Genomic DNA, 18326 nt, shown 5'->3' with positions numbered 1-18326 from the left:
GCCACCCAGTAATTTCAGGAGAGATGAACCATGAACACCCGCATCGATCCCTCGCAGCACCTGCTCGGCCAAGGCCCGTTGGTCAGCCGCGAGCGCCTGTGGCAATCATTGATGGACCTGGCCCAACTCGGCGCCACCGCCAAGGGCGGCGTATGCCGCCTGGCCCTGACCGACCTCGACCGCCAGGCTCGCGACCTGTTCGTACACTGGTGCGAAGAGGCCGGCTGCACGGTCAGCGTCGACGCCATCGGCAATATCTTCGCCCGCCGCCCCGGGCGCAACCCTGCCCTGCCGCCCATCATGACCGGCAGCCACATCGACACCCAACCCACCGGCGGCAAGTTCGATGGCTGCTACGGCGTCATGGCCGGCCTCGAAGTGATGCGCACGCTCAACGACCTGCACCTGACCACCGAAGCCCCGCTGGAAGTGGTGGTATGGACCAACGAAGAAGGTTCGCGCTTCCCGCCCTGCATGATGGGCTCAGGCGTGTTTGCCGGTAAATTCGGCTTGCAGGAAACCCTGGACAAGGTCGATGACCAAGGTCTGTCGGTCGGCGCTGAGTTGCAGCGCATCGGCTACGCCGGCCCGCGCGTGCCTACCGGGCACGCCGTGGGCGCCTACTTCGAAGCACATATCGAACAAGGTCCGGTGCTGGAAGACCAACGCACCACCATCGGCGTGGTCCAGGGCTGCCTGGGGCAGAAATGGTTCGACCTGACCCTTACCGGCGTCGAGGCGCATGCCGGCCCCACGCCCATGCACCTGCGCAAGGACGCATTGGTCGGCGCAGCCGAGGTGGTGGCTGCGGTCAACCGCGTCGCTCACGCGCACCAGCCACATGCCTGCGGCACGGTCGGCTGCCTGACCTTGCACCCAGGCTCGCGCAACGTTATCCCCGGCCAGGTGCACATGACCATCGACCTGCGCCACCTCGACCCTGGGCACCTCGACGCCATGGTCAGCGAAGTGCGCGCAGCCATCGAAAACAGCACGGCGAAACATGGCCTGAGCTATCAGTTGACCCCGACAGCCGACTTCCCGCCGCTGTACTTCGCCGAGCAGTGCGTGGATGCCGTGCGCCAAGGGGCGCGTGCGCTGGGCCTGAGCCACATGGATATCGTCAGCGGCGCCGGTCACGATGCAATCTTCCTCGCCGAGCTGGGCCCGGCCGGGATGATCTTCGTGCCATGCGAAGGTGGCATTAGCCACAACGAAATCGAAAATGCCGCGCCCCAGGACCTGGCCGATGGTTGCGACGTCCTGTTGCGCGCCATGTTCCAGGCCGCCAACCCGGGAGCCCGTTGAAATGACCCAGAAAACCGCGATTGGCGAACTCACCGCCGTCGAACTGCTCGAACTGTACCAGCGCCGCCAGTTGTCACCCGTCGAGGTGGTCGACGATGTGCTGGCGCGCATTGACCTGTATAACCCGGCGGTCAACGCCTACTGCCATGTCGACGGCGAAGGTGCCCGCGCCGCCGCCCGTGCCAGCGAACAGCGCTGGCAACGTGGCCAACCCTGTGGCCGACTGGATGGTGTACCCGCCTCGATCAAGGACCTGACCCTGACCCGCGGCATGCCTACCCGCAAGGGCTCGCGTACTACCTCGGGCGCCGGCCCATGGGAGGTCGATGCGCCCTTCAGCGCCTTCATGCGTGAAGCCGGTGCAGTGCTGGTAGGCAAGACCACCACGCCGGAGTTCGGCTGGAAAGGCGTGACCGACAACCCGCTTTACGGCATTACTCGCAACCCTTGGGATACCAGGCTGACTGCCGGTGGTTCGTCTGGTGGTGCTGCGGCAGCCGCCGCGCTGAACCTGGGGGTGCTGCATCAGGGCAGCGATGCCGGTGGTTCGATTCGCATCCCCTGCGCCTTTACCGGCACCTTCGGCATCAAACCGACCTTCGGCTATGTACCGCAATGGCCGGCCAGCGCCATGACCGTGCTGTCGCACCTGGGGCCGATGACGCGTACCGTGGACGACTCGGTGCTGATGCTCGACTGCGTAGCGCGCCCCGATGCCCGCGACGGTTTGGCCGGCGCACCCCGGCAGGCGCCTTGGCTCAGCCAGCAGCAAGATCTGAGCGGGCTACGCATCGCCTACAGCGCCAACTTCGGTTACGTGCAGGTCGCCCCACAGATCCAGGCACTGGTGGCGCAAGCGGTGCAGCGCCTGGCGCGGCTGGGTGCGCAGGTAGAGGAAGTGGACCCGGGCTTCAGCGACCCGCTGGAAACCTTCAATACCCTGTGGTTTGCCGGTGCGGCGCGGTTGGCCAGTGCCTTGAGCGATGAGCAGAAAGCGTTGCTTGACCCGGGGCTGCGCTGGATCGCCGAACAAGGCGCACAGATCAGCCTTGGCGAATACACTCAGGCGCTTGAGGCCCGGGCAGAATTGATTGCGAAGATGAATGCCTTTCATCAGCGATATGACGTGCTGATATCGCCGATGCTGCCGTTGGTGGCGTTCGAAGCCGGACACAACGTACCCCCTGGGTCGGGGATGGCGCAATGGATGGAGTGGACGCCGTTCAGTTACCCCTTCAACCTGACCCAACAGCCGGCAGCCTCGGTGCCCTGCGGGTTTACCCGCGAGGGGTTGCCGGTGGGCCTGCAGGTGGTGGCCGGGCGCTTTGCCGATGAGCAAGTGCTGCGGGTGTGCAAGGTGTATGAGCAGCATTATCCGAGCCGGCACTTGCAAGCACCGATTACTGGCTGAAATCTGTATTGGCTTCTGCGGCCCTTTCGCGGGTGAACCCGCCCCTACACGCACCGATTACTGGCTGAAATCTGTGTTGGTTTCTGCGGCCCTTTCGCGGGTGAGCCCGCTCGTGTAGGAGCGGGTTTACCCGCGAAGAGGCCCTCAGCCCAAACGCCCTTCTGGCGCATACGGCGCCGGGTCGATAATCGGCTCGGCCCCTGTCAGCAAATCGGTAAACAGCTGGCACGAAGCCGGCGCCAGCACCAGCCCATTGCGATAATGCCCGCAGTTCAGCCACAACCCTTCATGCCCCGGCACAGGCCCAATGTAAGGGATGCCTTCTGGCGACCCCGGCCGCAGTCCCGCCCAGTGCGCCACCACTGTGGCGCCTTCAAGCTCTGGCAACAACTCCACCGCCGATGCCTTCAGGCTTTCCAGCGCATCCCCGGTCGGGGTCTTGTCATACCCGGCGTGTTCCAGCGTGCTCCCCACCAGAATGTGCCCGTCACGTCGCGGGATTGCATAGCGCCCCTTGGCCAGCACCATGCTCGGCAAGAAGTCTTCAGCGCACTTGAACAGGATCATCTGGCCCTTCACGGGCTCCACCGGCAGTTCAAGGCCAAGGGTGCGCAACAGGTCGCCACTCCAGGCGCCTGCGCTGAGCACAACCTCATCCGCCGCCAATACGCCATCAGCCGTCTGGACACCGGTCACGCGCCCCTTTTCCTGCACGAAGCCGCTGATCTGGCAGTGTTCGCGCAAGGTCACGTTCGGCAGCGCCAGCAACGCCGCCTTAAGCGACTTGACCAAGCGTGGGTTGCGCACATTGGCCACGCCAGCCATGTAGATGGCGTGCTTGAAGCCCGGGCCCAGCACCGGCACCGCATCGTAGGCCGCCGAAATATCCACGGCACTGAGCGGCCGCTGCTCACGCACAGCCCAGGCCAATGCTTCGGCCTCGTCGTCCAGGTCGAGCCAGTACAGCCCGGTGGTGTGAACTTCGGGGTCGACGCCGGTGCTGGCGAACAGACGCTCGCCCAGCTGTGGATAAAAGTCCTGCGACCAGTGCGCCAGAGCGGTCACGGCGGGGCTGTAACGCCACGGGTACAACGGCGAGACAATGCCACCGCCAGCCCAGGACGACTCTCGGCCAACCTCGCCCTGATCGCACACCACCACCTGGCCGACCTTGGCTGCCAGGTTGAATGCCGTCAGCAGGCCGATCACCCCGCCGCCAACCACCACTACTTGCTTGCTCATCTGTCGATCCAACACCTGAAGTAAAACCGCGATGCACCGGGCATCATTGAACCTTCAACTTCCCCAACAGTGCGTGCTGTGCTCAACGGCGCCCGGGTTGTGCTGCACGCCAGCCTGGTCGAGCTGGAAATCGCCACAGCCATCCTGCGCCATCAGCCCATGCGGTAGCCGCCGGGCGCGCAGCGTGAAGGTGTCACTGTCGCGCTGGGCCTGCAGGCTGTAGTAGCGGGTACCTTCGGGCAAGACCAGGTCGCCCTCGGCGTATTGGCCAGTGCGCACGCGGTGGCGCTCCAGGCGCAGGGCGGCATCATGCAGCAGGCCAACCACTTCGCTGCGCGCGGCTCGCCGAAGCTGGTCGCTGTAACTGGGGTAGGCAATGGCTGCCAGAATGCCGGTCACGGCCAGCACAATCAACAACTCGATCAGGCTCAAGCCTTGCTGCATGTCAGTCTCCTCGCAATCTTTGCCGCCAGGTGATGCGTTGGGTTTGATTGCCGGCCACGGCGTAGACCGCTTCCAGCACATGCCGTGAGCGGCTTTGCTTGCTGACGGCGGTAATCCGGAACAGGCTAACCGGCTGCCCTTCGGGCATGTGCGCGGCACGTGTGCTGACACCCAGGTTCTGCAGCTGGAAAAAGCCGGTCTGGGTTCCTTGCCACTGCCCAACCAGATCGTGCGGCCTGGGCGGTGGCAGGCACGCGTTACAAACGTCAGGGGGCGCCCGTTCAAGTTCGCGTACCCCAGCCAGCAAAGTGGCCTCAGCCTCTTCCAGCGCCATCAGGCCATCGCTCAGGTAGCCGGTCATCCGCGTTTCCACCAGCGCGTCGCGCAGGGCAGATGTGGCAAGCAGGCCCAGCAGGACGCTCAGGACCAAGGCCAGTAGAAGAACCACGCCACGCTGGTGAGTCATGAAGCGGGGACCGGGTTGCGGATTGCGACGCTCAACTCATGGCGCTGCTGAACCTTGAGCGTGGGTTCGTAAAGCGTCAGGCTGATATCCACCCGCTCTCCCCCCACCATCTGCACACGCTCCACACGCATCGCCTGCACATTATCAACCAACGGTTGAAATTTGCTGTTTCCGCGTTTGAACCTCAGCTTATCGTCCTGGAGCTGGTAGACATACCTGCTGACCGGGTACACCAGTGGGTCCCCAGCCTTGCGCGCTTCATCGACAGACACTTCGGTCAGGCAATTGGTGTGCAGAAACCAGTCAGGTCGGCCAGCTTGCCCAGGCAACTCCGCCACGATCAGGCTGAGGGTGGACGCTTCGATCACCAGGGGGCGAGCGAAGACCTGCTGTAATGCCGGGTCATCGAAATCGGAAGGTTTCAGGCGCAAACAGCCAAACATGCCGGCCATGCGAATATCCTGGGCCATGCGCAGCAACGCCTGCCGCGCCTCATCCTGCATGCGCAGCGCAGTACTTTGCAGGCGCCAGGCCTGGTGAGCCGATGCAAAGAGCTGACTGGCGGCCGCCAACAGCATCAACCCGATAGTCAGCGCCAACATCAGCTCAACCAAACCAAAACCACGTTGGCCGCGCCTCATCGACGCCCCCGTTCATGCTCGCTGTGCGCCGCCATTGCCGCCTGCCCATTGCGACGCGCGCTGTCCACAGCCTGCAAGGCCTGCAGTTGCAGCCCCGCTGCGGCGAACATACCCACGGCCACGACCACAACCGCCAACAGCACTTCCAGAAGCGTCATGCCCCCTTGCCTTTCGTGCATCCCTGCACCTCCTGCGACTTTTCCCGTCATTGCTTTCAACTTGGGCGACTGGACCTCTTGTCCAACCGCCAGGAAGCTATAGCCAAGCACGTCCAGGGAGGAATGCACGGTGAAGCAACGCGGCGTAACACTGATACAAATGTTGTCGGCCTTGGCCGTGGCGGTCTTGCTGACCCAACTGGGCATGCCGGCCTACGCCCGAATGAGCGATGACCTGCACCGGGCGGCGGCTGCCCGTGATCTGGCGCAGGCGCTGCGCAGTGCACGCAGCCATGCGCTGTTGCAGGGTCAGCCGGTGCTGGTGCTGGCGCTGGACGGTAATTGGGGGAATGGGTGGCGGGTAGTGCTGGAGCATAACCGGCAGGTGCTGCGCGAACAGCGCCTTCCAAAGCCGCTGAAAATAACCAGCAATCGCGGTGAGCAGTTCAAATTCAGTGCGCTGGGCGTGCCAATGACGTTGGGCAACAGCTGGTTGGGCGCAACACTGGAAATGTGCGAACGCGCCGCTGCTCGCAGCCGATATCAGGTGGTGCTGGCATCAAGCGGCAGAGTCAGGTTGCTTACGGAGGACCTGAGCAATGACCGCTGCTAGCGCGGTCATTGCAGGAACAGTCTTGAGTCGCGCAAGGGCTGCAAAGCAGCCCCTGCATTGGCGGCGGTGCTGCCCGTCAGATCAGCGAGCGAACCCGCAGTTCTTTGGGCATTGAAAAGGTGATGTTCTCTTCGCGCCCGTCCAGCTCTTCAGCGCCAGTAGCGCCCCAGGCCTTGAGCTGTTCGATCACGCCACGCACCAGCACTTCGGGTGCCGAAGCACCGGCGGTGATGCCGATCCGCGCGGTCTGGTCAAACCAGCCGCGTTGCATGTCCTCGGCACCGTCGATCAGGTAGGCCGGGGTGCCCATGCGCTCAGCCAGCTCGCGCAAACGGTTGGAGTTGGAACTGTTCGGGCTGCCCACCACCAGCACCACGTCGCTCTCGCCGGCCAGTTGCTTGACGGCGTCCTGGCGGTTCTGGGTGGCGTAGCAGATGTCGTCCTTGCGCGGGCCACCGATGTTCGGGAACCGCGCACGCAGCGCATCGATGACGCGGCTGGTGTCGTCCATCGACAGTGTTGTCTGGGTGACGAAAGCCAGGTGGTTCGGGTCGCGCACCTGCAGGTTGGCAACATCTTCCTCGTCTTCGACAAGGTAGATGGCGCCGCCGTTGCTGGCATCGTACTGGCCCATGGTGCCTTCGACTTCCGGGTGCCCTTCGTGGCCGATGAGAATGCACTCACGGCCATCGCGGCTGTACTTGGCCACTTCGATGTGAACCTTGGTCACCAGCGGGCAGGTGGCATCGAACACTTTCAGGCCACGGCCAGCAGCTTCCTGGCGCACAGCCTGGGAAACACCGTGGGCACTGAAGATGACGATGACATCGTCCGGCACTTGGTCCAGCTCTTCGACAAAGATGGCGCCGCGGTTACGCAAGTCTTCCACCACGAACTTGTTGTGCACCACTTCGTGACGCACATAGATCGGCGGGCCGAAGACTTCCAGCGCGCGGTTGACGATCTCGATCGCCCGGTCGACCCCGGCGCAGAAGCCGCGCGGGTTGGCGAGTTTGATTTGCATGCTCGGCTCCAGGCTTACAGGGCCTTCACCTCGAGGATCTCCACCTCGAAGGTCAGGGTCTTGCCAGCCAGTGGGTGATTGAAGTCGATGGTGACCTGATCGTCATCGAACGCTTTGACCACACCCGGCAGCTCGGTGTTGGCGGCGTCGTTGAAGATGATCAGCAGCCCTTCGGACAACTCCATGCCTTCGAAGTTGGACCTCGGCATGACCTGCACGTTCTGCGGGTTAGGCTGGCCGAAGGCGTTCTCCGGGGCAACCACCACGGTGCGCTTGTCACCGGCCTTGAAGCCGAACAGGGCGTTTTCAAAGCCCGGCAGCAGGTTGCCATCACCCACTTTGAAGGTGGCCGGGGCTTTATCGAACGTGCTGTCGACGGTGTCGCCGTTTTCCAGGTGCAGCGCGAAGTGCAGGGTGACTTCGGTGTTCTGGCCGATACGGGTGTCAGTCATGGACCGGATCCTCGGACTTCTTGCTCTTGAACATATCCAGCGCCAGCATCACCGCACCAACGGTGATGGCGCTGTCGGCCACGTTGAAGGCCGGGAAGTAATGACGGTTCTGCCAGTGCACCAGGATGAAGTCGACCACATGGCCCAGCACGATGCGGTCGTACAGGTTGCCAATCGCCCCACCCAGCACCAGCGCCAGCGCCACGGCCAGCCAGGTCTCGTTGCGCCCCAGGCGCTTGAGCCAGACGACCAGTACCGCGCTGACCACCACGGCGATCACGGCGAACAACCAGCGCTGCCAACCCGCACCGTCAGCCAGGAAGCTGAACGCGGCACCGGTGTTGTAGGCCAGGGTCCAGCTGAAGTAGTCAGGAATGACCACGATCTGCTGGTACATGGTCAGAGCGTTGTTGAAGTACAGCTTGGTGGCCTGGTCGACGACCAGGACCAGCAAGCTCAGCCACAGCCATGCAAGGCGCCCGAAGCGCCCCGCTGCAGGGTTAGGCATAGTGGCGCACCTCACCAGAGCCGGTCAGGTTGTCGACGCAACGGCCGCAGATTTCCGGGTGCTCCGGATGGCTGCCGACGTCGGCGCGGAAGTGCCAGCAACGGCCGCACTTGGTGTGGCCGGACTTGACCACTTGCAGCTTGAGGCCTTCGACTTCGGTGGCTACGGCTTCGGCCGGCGCCTGCGCGAACGGCACCACGCTGGCGGCCGAGGTGATCAGCACGAAGCGCAGCTCGTCGCCCAGCTTGCCCAGGTCGGCACTCAGGCCTTCGTCGGCGTACAGGGTCACTTCGGCTTGCAGGTTGCCGCCGATGACCTTGGCGGTGCGCTGGTTTTCCAGCTCCTTGTTGACCGATGCCTTCACTGCCATCACGCGGTCCCAGTAGGCGCGGTCCAACTCGGTGCCTTCCGGCAGCTCGCTCAGGCCTTGGTACCAGCCGTTGAGCATTACCGACTCGTTGCGCTCGCCCGGCAGGTACTGCCAGATTTCGTCGGCGGTGAATGCCAGGATCGGCGCGATCCAGCGCACCAGCGCCTCGCTGATGTGGTACAGCGCAGTCTGGCAGGAACGGCGGGCGACACTGTTGGCGCCGGTGGTGTACTGGCGGTCCTTGATGATGTCGAGGTAGAAGCCACCCAGCTCCTGTACGCAGAAGTTGTGCACCTTGGAGTAGACGTTCCAGAAACGGTACTCGCTGTAGTGCTCTTCCAGTTCGCGTTGCAGCAGCAGGGTACGGTCCACGGCCCAGCGGTCCAGCGCCAGCATGTCTTCCGGGGCCAGCAGGTCGCGGGCCGGGTCGAAGCCGGACAGGTTGGACAGCAGGAAGCGGGCGGTATTGCGGATACGCCGGTAGGCGTCGGCACTGCGCTGCAGGATCTGCTCGGAAACGGCCATTTCACCGGAATAGTCGGTGGCCGAAACCCACAGGCGCAGGATATCGGCACCCAGGGTGTTGTTGACCTTCTCCGGCTCGATGGTGTTGCCCAGCGACTTGGACATCTTGCGGCCGTTCTCGTCCACGGTGAACCCGTGGGTCAACAGTTCGCGGTATGGCGCATGGTTATCGATGGCGCAACCGGTCAGCAAGGACGAGTGGAACCAGCCGCGGTGCTGGTCGGAACCTTCCAGGTACAGATCGGCGCGCGGGCCGGTGGCATGGCCAATGTCGTGCGAGCCACGCAACACGTGCCAGTGGGTGGTGCCCGAGTCGAACCACACGTCGAGGGTGTCGGCGATCTTGTCGTACTGGTCGGCTTCAGCGCCCAGCAGTTCAGCGGCGTCCAGCTTGAACCAGGCCTCGATGCCTTGCTGCTCGACACGCTTGGCCACTTCTTCCATCAGTTCGACAGTGCGCGGATGCAGCTCGCCGGTCTGCTTGTGCAGGAAGAACGGAATCGGCACACCCCAGTTGCGCTGACGCGAGATGCACCAGTCCGGGCGGTTGGCGATCATCGCGTGCAGGCGCGCCTGGCCCCAGGCCGGGACGAACTTGGTGTCTTCGATGGCTTTCAGTGCACGCTCACGCAGCGGCTCGCCGGTGCTCGGCTGCTTGTCCATGCCCACGAACCACTGCGCGGTGGCGCGGTAGATCAGCGGGGTCTTGTGGCGCCAGCAGTGCATATAGCTGTGGCTGATGGTTTCGGTGTGCATCAGCGCACCGACTTCGCTCAGCTTCTCGACGATGGCCGGGTTGGCCTTCCAGATGAACTGGCCGCCGAAGAATGGCAGCGACTCGACATACACGCCGTTGCTCTGCACCGGGGTAAGGATGTCGTCGTTGACCATGCCGTAGCGCTTGCAGGTGACGAAGTCGTCTTCACCGTAGGCTGGCGAGGAATGCACCACGCCGGTACCGGCACCCAGTTCGACGTAGTCGGCCAGGTAGATTGGCGACAGGCGATCGTAGAAAGGATGGCGGAAGTTGATCAGCTCCAGCGCCGAACCTTGGGCGGTGGCAACGACCGAACCTTCCAGGTTGTAGCGCTTCAGGCACGACTCGACCAGCTCTTCAGCCAGCACCAGCAGGCGTTCGCCGGTGTCGACCAGGGCGTACTTGAATTCCGGGTGGATATTCAGGGCCTGGTTGGCCGGGATGGTCCACGGGGTGGTGGTCCAGATCACGATGGCGGCCGGCTTGGCCAGCGATGCCAGGCCGAAGGCGGCGGCCAGCTTGGCTTCATCGGCAACCGGGAAGGCCACGTCGATGGTCTGCGACTTCTTGTCGGCGTACTCGACTTCTGCTTCAGCCAGCGCCGAACCGCAATCAAAGCACCAGTTCACCGGCTTCAGGCCCTTGAACACGAAGCCTTGCTTGACCATCTCGGCCAAAGCGCGGATTTCACCGGCCTCGTTGGCGAAGTTCATGGTCTTGTATGGATTGTCCCAGTCACCCAGTACGCCCAGGCGGATGAACTCGGTCTTCTGCCCTTCGATCTGCTCGGCAGCGTACTCGCGGCACAGCTCGCGGGTACGGTCGGCAGAAAGGTGCTTGCCGTGGGTAACCTCGACCTTGTGCTCGATCGGCAGGCCGTGGCAGTCCCAGCCTGGCACGTACGGCGCATCGAAGCCGGCCAGGGTCTTGGAACGGACGATCATGTCCTTGAGGATCTTGTTCAGCGCATGACCGATGTGAATCTTGCCGTTGGCATAGGGCGGGCCGTCGTGCAGGACGAACTTGGGACGATCCTTGCCAATTTCGCGCAGCTTCTGGTACAGGCCAATGCTGTCCCAGCGCTGCAGGATCTGCGGTTCGCGCTGAGGCAGGCCGGCCTTCATGGGGAAGGCGGTGTCCGGAAGGTTAAGCGTGGCTTTGTAGTCGGTCATTTCAGGCTCTTCGTTAGCGGTTGAGCGTGCCAATGTGCACGTGCGGCGGCGATATCCGCATCGATCGCCGACTTCAGCGCCTCCAGGGAGGCGAATCGCTGCTCTTCACGCAGCTTGTGGTGGAACTCCACCGTCAGGCGCCGGCCGTAAAGATCGCCGGCAAAGTCCAGAAGATGAATCTCCAGGTGCGGGCGCCCATCACCGGCAACGGTGGGGCGCACGCCGATATTGCCGACACCCGGCCAAGCTTTGCCGTCGATCACGATGCTGGCCAGGTATACCCCGGACAGCGGCACGCGGCGGCGCTTGAGCTGGATGTTGGCGGTTGGTGTGCCGAGCTGGCGGGCCAGCTTCTGGCCGTGCAGCACGCGGCCTGTAATGCGGTACGGGCGGCCCAGCAGGTGTTCGGCCAGTTCGAAGTCGCCCTCGGACAAGGCCTTGCGCACTTCTGTGCTGCTGACCCGCAGGCCATCCTGGATGACCGTGTTGGCGGCCTCGACGGTAAAGCCGTACGCGTTGCCGGCCTCGACCAGGAAAGCGAAGTCGCCAGCGCGATCGCAGCCGAAGCGGAAGTCATCGCCCACTTCGAGATGACGCACGCCCAGGCCGTCGACCAGGATGGCCTTGACGAAGGCATCGGCACTGAGCTTGCTCAGACGATGGTTGAACGCCAGGCACAGCACCCGGTCGATACCTTCGGTCGCCAGCAGCTCGATCTTGTCGCGCAGCCGGGCCAGGCGCGCTGGCGCGGTATCGGGTGCGAAGTACTCGCGTGGTTGCGGTTCGAAGATCACCACGCAGGTCGGCAGGCCCAAGGCCTGACCGCGCTCGCGCAGACGCGCCAGGATTGCCTGGTGGCCGCGGTGAACCCCGTCGAAGTTGCCAATGGTGGCGACACAGCCCCGGTGCTCGGGGCGCAGGTTGTGAAGACCTCGAACCAGCTGCATAACGCGCTTCTTGCTCATAAAGTGGCCGATTATAACCACACCCGGGCGCTGGTGACAGGCAGCAGCGCCCAAGGGCGGCGTGGAATGCGAAAAACCGACGCCTGACCCGCCAAAAGCCTCAGTGCAAGGCCTTGCGAGCGAAATGCCGGGGCCGGAAGCCACACAGGTACAGGCAGCCAAAATACGTCACGACGCCCGCCAGGATCAGCGCCCCAAGCCGCAGGAAGCGCTCAAGCATGATGCCCTGTTCCCAGGCCGGCATATAGTGCATGCCCGCCAGCAGTACTGCCGACATCAGCGCCACCGCCAACACAAGCTTGAGCAGGAACACTGCCCAGCCAGGCTGAGGCTCGAACAGCTGCTGACTGCGCAGCTTCCAGAACAGCAAACCGGCATTCAGGCAGGCACCGAGGCTGATCGCCAATGCCAGGCCGGCATGTGCAAGCGGGCCGACCAGGGCAAGGTTGAACAGCTGGGTGCAGACCAAGGTGAAGACTGCGATCTTCACCGGCGTGCGAATATTCTGCTGCGCATAGAAGCCAGGTGCCAGCACCTTGATCAGAATGATCGCCAGCAAGCCCACGGAATAGGCGATCAACGCCCGCTGGGTCATGGCCGCATCAAACGCGCTGAACTTGCCATATTGAAACAGCGCAACGGTCAGCGGCTCGGCAAGAATGGCCAAAGCCAGGGTGCAGGGCAGCACCAGCAGGAAGCACAGGCGCAGGCCCCAGTCGAGAATCCGTGAGTACTCCTCGCGGTCCTTGTTGGCGTAGGTCTTGGCCAGGGTCGGCAGCAGGATGGTGCCCAGAGCAACGCCCAACACACCGGAAGGCAGCTCCATGAGGCGGTCGGCGTAGTACATCCACGACACCGAGCCGGCCACCAGGAAGGAGGCGAAGATGGTGTTGATGATCAGCGAGATCTGGCTCACCGACACCCCCAGGATCGCCGGCAGCATCTGCTTCAGTACCCGCCACACACCCACGTCCTTGAGGTTCAGTCGCGGCAGCACGAGCATGCCGATCTTCTTCAGCGCTGGCAGCTGGTACAGCAACTGCGCCAGGCCACCCGCCAGCACGCCCCAGGCCAACGCCATGATTGGGGGGTTGAAGTACGGCGTCAGCAACACGGCGAAGGCGATCATCGCCACGTTCAGCAAGGTAGGCGTGAAGGCCGGCACCGAAAAGCGGTTCCAGGTATTGAGGATCGCTCCGGCCAGGGAAGACAGCGAGATCAGGAATATATAAGGAAACGTCACCCGCAACAGGTCGGTGGTCAGCTCGTATTTCTCGGTGCTGTCGACAAAACCCGGGGCCGTCGCCCACACCACCCACGGTGCAGCGAGGATGCCGATAGCGGTCACCAGGGCCAGCACCAGGGTCAGAAGGCCACTGACATAGGCAATGAAGGTGCGCGTCGCCTCCTCGCCTTGCTGGGTCTTGTACTCGGCCAGAATCGGCACGAAGGCCTGGGAGAATGCGCCTTCGGCGAAGATGCGCCGCAACAGGTTGGGCAGTTTGAACGCGATGAAGAAGGCATCGGTAGCGACACCAGCACCAAAGATGCGGGCCAGGATGGTGTCGCGAACAAAGCCCAGCACCCGCGAAATCATGGTGATCGAGCTTACTGCAGCCAGGGATTTGAGCAGGTTCATCGAAAAGATTCACGCCAATGACAGAGGACGCTGCCAGACAGCGTCCGAATGTGCGATACTCCCGCGCCTTCGCAGGGGAGCCAAAAATTCCCGAGTGTACAGGTCGCGCAGCAGAAAGGAATCTTTCCCGCTTGTTGGCGCACCGCTCGGCGGAACCTTGCAGGTGGCCTTGACATCCGCTCGACTGATCGGCATGATTCGCGGCCTATTTTGTTTGCTATTTACCTAAAGTCTTTCGAGGAGCTCGACGGTGGCCAACACACCTTCCGCCAAGAAACGTGCAAAACAGGCTGAGAAGCGTCGCAGCCACAACGCCAGCCTGCGTTCCATGGTCCGCACCTACATCAAGAATGTAGTTAAAGCCATCGACGCAAAAGACGCCGAAAAAGCGCAAGCCGCTTACGTTCTGGCTGTACCTGTAATCGACCGTATGGCCGACAAGGGTATCATCCACAAGAACAAGGCTGCTCGTCACAAAGGCCGTCTGAATGGCCACATCAAGGCGCTGAAAGAAGCTGCAGCTGCCTAAGCGACGCGCTAGTCGAAAAACCGACCCTAGGGTCGGTTTTTTGTTGCCTGCGATTTATGCTTGCGGGCACAGCCCATGTGGGACTCGATCTCTGTGTGTCGCGAAAGGGCTGCGGAGCAGCCCCGGCAATCTCAGCTTCTGCGCTGAAACCGAGGGGCCGCTACGCGCCCCTTTCGCGACGCAAGGCCGCTCCCACAAAAAAGCAGGGCCGCGCTTGGCGGCCCTACTTTTACATCACTTGGCGATCTGAATCTTCGGTGCCCACTGCAGCCATTCATCCTCGGCCTTTTCGAACAAGGCAAAGGTCTGCTGCGGCCGTGCCGGGTTACCCATCTGCTCGCCATCTGGCGTTGCGAAGGCGATACCGCCATCGATCAGGGTTTCCACCGACTCGGTACGCACTGTAGCGCCCTTGAACAGACCCCAGTCGAAACCGAAACCACTGCTGTTCCAGAAGCGGCTACCGCTGCGCACCAAGGCGGCATAGCGCGGCTCGATGAGGATATGAATCAGCACGCGGTCAGCGCTCTGGCCCAGCTCGAAGCCTGTCACCTTGCCCACCGTAACCTCACGATAGGTAACCGGCACACCCGGCTTGATCGAGCCGCGGCGTGGCGCACTGAGCGTCAATGGCAGGCCGACCTCTGGCCCTGCTACCTCCGGTGCCTCGGCCAGGGCGATGAAATCGCGCTGTGGCCCACGGTTCTTGGCTGCTGGCTGCACTTCCAGGTACTGCCCACCTATCAAGGTGTCCAGGTTTTCAGTGCGCACCAGGCCCAGGGCCGGCTTGACCACCCAGAACTGCGTACCGGCACGGGCAATACGATCCGCCGCTTCGGTAATGCGCGCCCGTAGCAGCACCGCCTGCAGGTCATCGGTGAGGTCGACGCTCTCGATGCTGCCCACATCCAGGCCGCGGAAGCGGATGGCCGTGCCCGGTTTCAGGCCATCGGCACGCTCTACACGGATGGTGATCAACGTACCCGCACGGTTCACCGCTTCCTGGCTGTCATGCAGGCGGAAGCGTGGAATGTGCCGTTTCAGCGGTACATCGGGCCGTGGTGTATCGAACGCAATACCGCCGGCCATCAGTGTTTGCAGCGACTCACTCTTGATCTTGATGCCCGACAGGCCGCCGGTCAGGGTGATCCCACTGACGTTCCAGAAGCGCGACGAACCATTGACCAGCTTCTCGTACTCCTTCTCGATATGCACACCGATCAGGATGCGGTTGCTGTTACGGGCGAACTGATAGCTCTGCACGCTACCCACCTTCACCTGGCGGTACGTCACCGGGCTGCCGATTTCCAGCGAACCCAAGGTGTCGGCGAACAACACCATGTGCAGGCCCGGCGCTTTGAGGTCGAGCGGCGGCGCCTTGGCACGCGCCTCGAACTCACGCTCTGGCCGTGCGCCCTTCTCACCAGGACGAATGGCGATGTAGTTACCTTTGACCAAGGCTTCCAGGCCAGTGATTCCCGCCAGGGAAATCGACGGTTTGACTACCCAGAACTGTGTCCCGTCTACCAGGTAGTCCTCGGTCAGTGGGTCGAGTGTCAGCTCGGCCGAAGCGCTGGCCAGGTTGTCCTCCATCTTCAGGGCTTTCAGCGAGCCCACCTGGATGCCCTTGTACATGACCGGCGTGCGACCCGCCTGCAGGCCTTCATAATCGCTCAGCTTCACTTTTACCCGGATACCCGCCTGGGCGGCATCGAAGTCCTCGTACAGGCGGAACGGCAGGCTCGGATCGGTGGGAGGGCTGTCCTTGCGGTACTCCGGCGTGGCGAAGGCGATACCACCCGCCACAATGCTCGACAACGACTCACTGCGCACCTTCACACCCGAAAGCGAAGCATCGATGCTGACACCGCTGGCGTTCCAGAAACGCGTGTGCTTGCGCACCAGGCTGGCGTAGGCCGGCTCGATGAAGACTTTCACCTCTACGGTGCTCTGGTCCTCGGACAGGCGGTAGCTTTTCACCCGGCCAACCTGAATCTGCTTGTAGAACACCGGGCTGTCACGATTGAGCGAGCCCAGCCTGTCGGCCTTGAGGGTCAGGTGCAGGCCTGGTTCAGAATCCGAGAGCGGTGGCGCCACCTTCAATGCCACAAAGCGTTTGGTACGTTCCCCCTCTCCCGGGCTAACGGCGATGTAGTTACCCGACACCAGTGTTTCAAGGCCAGATATACCGGCCAGGCTGACACTCGGCTTCACCAGCCAGAAACGCGTGCCTTTGGTTAGATGGGGCTCGGCAGCCTTGTTCATCTCGATGGTAGCGATCACCCCCTGCGTGTCGCCCTTGGCGTCGAGCACCAGGCTTTTCACCTTGCCAACCGGCATGCCTTTGTAGATGACCTCGGTCTTGTTGGCGACGATACCCTCTCCCGACTCGAAGCGGACTTCAATTTCCACGCCAGCGTCGCGGTAGGCCTGCCACGCGAGCCAGCCACCGATCATCAGCGCAATCAAAGGCAGGATCCAGATGGCCGACCAGTTCGAGGCTGGGCGGGTTTTAGCCGTTGGCAGGTCACTCATGGTCGTCATCCGACTCCGTGTTATCCCAAATCAGTCGGGGATCGAAAGTTAAAGCGGCAAGCATTGTCAGGATCACCACAGTTGCGAAGGCGACAGCGCCCAGGTTGGCTTCGACACTGGCTATCCGGCCAAAATTCACCACTGCCACCAGGATGGCAATGACGAAGATATCCAGCATGGACCAGCGCCCAATGAATTCGATGAAGCGGTACATCAATATCCGCTGCCGGGCCGAAAGCGGCTGCCGCCGCTGAACGGAGTACAACAGCAAGCCGATGCCCACCAGCTTGAACGTGGGGACCAGGATACTGGCAATGAACACCACAGCCGCAATGGGCACCATGCCGTGCTTGAGCAAGGTGATGACACCGGACATGATGGTGTCCGGGCTGCCCTGACCGAGGGTACTGACGGTCATGATCGGCAGTATGTTGGCCGGGATGTAGAGGATCGACGCCGCAATCAGCAACGCCCAGGTGCGCACAATACTGTTCGGCCGGCGTGCATGCACGATAGCGCCGCAACGTGTGCAGGTTTGCGAAGTGCTGTCTGGCTCTTGCCTGTTCAGCTCGTGACACTCATTGCAGACAACAATACCTGCGTCAATCGCCCGCATGCAGGTCCTCCCCCGATAGCGCACTCCAGATCTGGTGGGGCGACATCACCACCTCGAGCCACACCTGGATCAATAACAGACTGATGAAACAGAACAGCCCAAGGCCCACGGTCAGTTCGGCCAGGTCCACCAGTTTGACGATGGCCACCAGCACCCCCATGAAATAGACCTCGAGCATGCCCCAGTCACGCAGATGGTGATAGATGCGGTAGAAGATCAGGCCGTAGTCACGCCCGAAGTTCAAGCGGATGCTCAACAGCACGGCCAGCTGACAGAGCAGCTTCGCCAGCGGAATGACCATGCTACAGAGCAACACCACTACGGCAACACCGCGCATCCCCGAGTTGTACAGGCCTAGCACGCCACTCCAGACCGTATCGTCCGAAGTCTGGCCAAGCAGGTGCAACTGCATGATCGGCAGGAAATTGGCGGGCACGAACAGCAAAAGGGCCGTCAGCACCAAGGCCAGGCTGCGATTGACCACATTGTGCCGATGGGCATAGAGCTCGTAACCGCAGCGCGGGCATTGGGCTTTCTCATCATGCTGCAGCACGGGCTTGCGCAGCAGCAGGTCGCATTCATGGCAGGCGACAAGCTCGTCCAACGGCAGCTGGGCCAGGGTTTCAGGTTCGACAGAATTGGACATAGAGCGCTTCTGTATAGGTGCGTGGGGCTATTCTAGTGTTCTGACTCGAATTATGGGAGGCGACGTTGTCCTGAAGGGTGTGCGCCCCTGCCTGGCGTTGCAACCTTCCCCGTAGGAGTGGGCTTACCCGCGAACACCGGCAACGCCGGTGCCATCTACGAAGCTGCCTGCCCCCGAGATTCGAGCAGGCCAGGCTTTTTGCCCGCAAAGACAAAACCCCTACCTGCGTGCGCAGATAGGGGTTTTGCGAAATGAATCTTGACGATGACCTACTCTCACATGGGGAAACCCCACACTACCATCGG

At 62.5% G+C, this 18326-nt stretch carries 18 protein-coding genes; 4 read left to right on the top strand and 14 right to left on the bottom strand.

The genetic code is table 11. The annotated features are described in order from the left end of the window. Positions 1-30 precede the first annotated feature (30 nt). Positions 31-1308 (top strand): Zn-dependent hydrolase, encoded by a 1278-nt coding sequence (locus FQ668_RS02470; RefSeq protein WP_019436796.1) that lies wholly within the window; start codon positions 31-33, stop codon positions 1306-1308. 1 nt (position 1309) lies between these two features. After that, a complete protein-coding gene (locus FQ668_RS02465) occupies positions 1310-2719 on the top strand; it encodes an amidase (protein WP_019436797.1) in 1410 nt (469 codons plus the stop codon). A 144-nt stretch (positions 2720-2863) separates the two neighbouring features. Here FQ668_RS02465 and thiO read toward each other — a convergent pair whose 3' ends face one another. Genes thiO through FQ668_RS02440 form a run of 5 tightly spaced genes read right to left on the bottom strand, consistent with a single transcriptional unit; the run spans position 2864 to position 5691 of the window. Then, the gene (thiO, locus tag FQ668_RS02460; RefSeq protein WP_014589587.1) at positions 2864-3961 is read right to left on the bottom strand and encodes a glycine oxidase ThiO; all 1098 of its coding nucleotides are present in this window, start codon (positions 3959-3961) and stop codon (positions 2864-2866) included. A gap of 54 nt (positions 3962-4015) precedes the next feature. Beyond that, entirely contained in the window at positions 4016-4405 is a 390-nt protein-coding gene (locus FQ668_RS02455; RefSeq protein WP_010951877.1) for a type IV pilin protein, read from the bottom strand. A 1-nt stretch (position 4406) separates the two neighbouring features. Beyond that, positions 4407-4871, bottom strand: coding sequence for a hypothetical protein (locus FQ668_RS02450; protein WP_014589585.1), 465 nt, complete (start codon positions 4869-4871; stop codon positions 4407-4409). Next, positions 4868-5512: a PilW family protein gene (locus FQ668_RS02445; protein WP_014589584.1), complete on the bottom strand. Its 645-nt coding sequence runs from the start codon at positions 5510-5512 to the stop codon at positions 4868-4870. Before FQ668_RS02445 ends, FQ668_RS02450 begins: the two co-directional genes overlap by 4 nt. Next, a complete protein-coding gene (locus tag FQ668_RS02440) occupies positions 5509-5691 on the bottom strand; it encodes a prepilin-type N-terminal cleavage/methylation domain-containing protein (protein ID WP_014589583.1) in 183 nt (60 codons plus the stop codon). Before FQ668_RS02440 ends, FQ668_RS02445 begins: the two co-directional genes overlap by 4 nt. A 109-nt stretch (positions 5692-5800) precedes the next feature. On the opposite strand from FQ668_RS02440, the gene FQ668_RS02435 reads away from it, so the two are divergent. Further along, positions 5801-6283 (top strand): GspH/FimT family protein, encoded by a 483-nt coding sequence (locus tag FQ668_RS02435; RefSeq protein ID WP_019436798.1) that lies wholly within the window; start codon positions 5801-5803, stop codon positions 6281-6283. A gap of 76 nt (positions 6284-6359) precedes the next feature. Here FQ668_RS02435 and ispH read toward each other — a convergent pair whose 3' ends face one another. From ispH to murJ, 6 genes are all read right to left on the bottom strand, one after another. Beyond that, complete coding sequence (ispH, locus tag FQ668_RS02430; RefSeq protein WP_004577287.1) at positions 6360-7307, bottom strand: 4-hydroxy-3-methylbut-2-enyl diphosphate reductase; 948 nt, start codon at positions 7305-7307, stop codon at positions 6360-6362. Between the two features lie 14 nt (positions 7308-7321). Beyond that, positions 7322-7759 (bottom strand): FKBP-type peptidyl-prolyl cis-trans isomerase, encoded by a 438-nt coding sequence (gene fkpB, locus FQ668_RS02425; RefSeq protein ID WP_003247607.1) that lies wholly within the window; start codon positions 7757-7759, stop codon positions 7322-7324. Next, on the bottom strand, positions 7752-8267 hold the full coding sequence (gene lspA, locus FQ668_RS02420) for a signal peptidase II (protein ID WP_019436799.1): 516 nt from the start codon (positions 8265-8267) through the stop codon (positions 7752-7754). Before lspA ends, fkpB begins: the two co-directional genes overlap by 8 nt. Next, complete coding sequence (ileS, locus tag FQ668_RS02415) at positions 8260-11091, bottom strand: isoleucine--tRNA ligase (protein WP_014589580.1); 2832 nt, start codon at positions 11089-11091, stop codon at positions 8260-8262. The genes lspA and ileS overlap by 8 nt, the downstream gene beginning before the upstream one ends. Next, a complete protein-coding gene (ribF, locus tag FQ668_RS02410; RefSeq protein WP_014589579.1) occupies positions 11088-12038 on the bottom strand; it encodes a bifunctional riboflavin kinase/FAD synthetase in 951 nt (316 codons plus the stop codon). Before ribF ends, ileS begins: the two co-directional genes overlap by 4 nt. A gap of 118 nt (positions 12039-12156) precedes the next feature. Further along, the gene (gene murJ, locus FQ668_RS02405; RefSeq protein ID WP_014589578.1) at positions 12157-13695 is read right to left on the bottom strand and encodes a murein biosynthesis integral membrane protein MurJ; all 1539 of its coding nucleotides are present in this window, start codon (positions 13693-13695) and stop codon (positions 12157-12159) included. A 250-nt stretch (positions 13696-13945) separates the two neighbouring features. On the opposite strand from murJ, the gene rpsT reads away from it, so the two are divergent. Continuing rightward, entirely contained in the window at positions 13946-14224 is a 279-nt protein-coding gene (gene rpsT / locus FQ668_RS02400; RefSeq protein ID WP_003247625.1) for a 30S ribosomal protein S20, read from the top strand. A gap of 234 nt (positions 14225-14458) precedes the next feature. Here the strand turns inward: rpsT and FQ668_RS02395 are convergent, their stop codons facing one another. From FQ668_RS02395 to FQ668_RS02385, 3 genes are read right to left on the bottom strand one after another with little or no spacing between them, the layout of a single operon-like run. Further along, on the bottom strand, positions 14459-16759 hold the full coding sequence (locus tag FQ668_RS02395) for a PqiB family protein (protein WP_014589577.1): 2301 nt from the start codon (positions 16757-16759) through the stop codon (positions 14459-14461). Next, positions 16752-17375, bottom strand: coding sequence for a paraquat-inducible protein A (locus tag FQ668_RS02390; protein WP_014589576.1), 624 nt, complete (start codon positions 17373-17375; stop codon positions 16752-16754). The genes FQ668_RS02395 and FQ668_RS02390 overlap by 8 nt, the downstream gene beginning before the upstream one ends. After that, positions 17362-18021 (bottom strand): paraquat-inducible protein A, encoded by a 660-nt coding sequence (locus FQ668_RS02385; protein WP_014589575.1) that lies wholly within the window; start codon positions 18019-18021, stop codon positions 17362-17364. Before FQ668_RS02385 ends, FQ668_RS02390 begins: the two co-directional genes overlap by 14 nt. Positions 18022-18326: the final 305 nt, after the last annotated feature.

Source organism: Pseudomonas sp. Kh14 (genome assembly GCF_900291005.1).
Classification (GTDB): domain Bacteria; phylum Pseudomonadota; class Gammaproteobacteria; order Pseudomonadales; family Pseudomonadaceae; genus Aquipseudomonas; species Aquipseudomonas alloputida.
The sequence above is the reverse complement of the archived record's forward strand: the minus strand, read 5'-3'. Positions and strand labels throughout refer to the sequence as shown.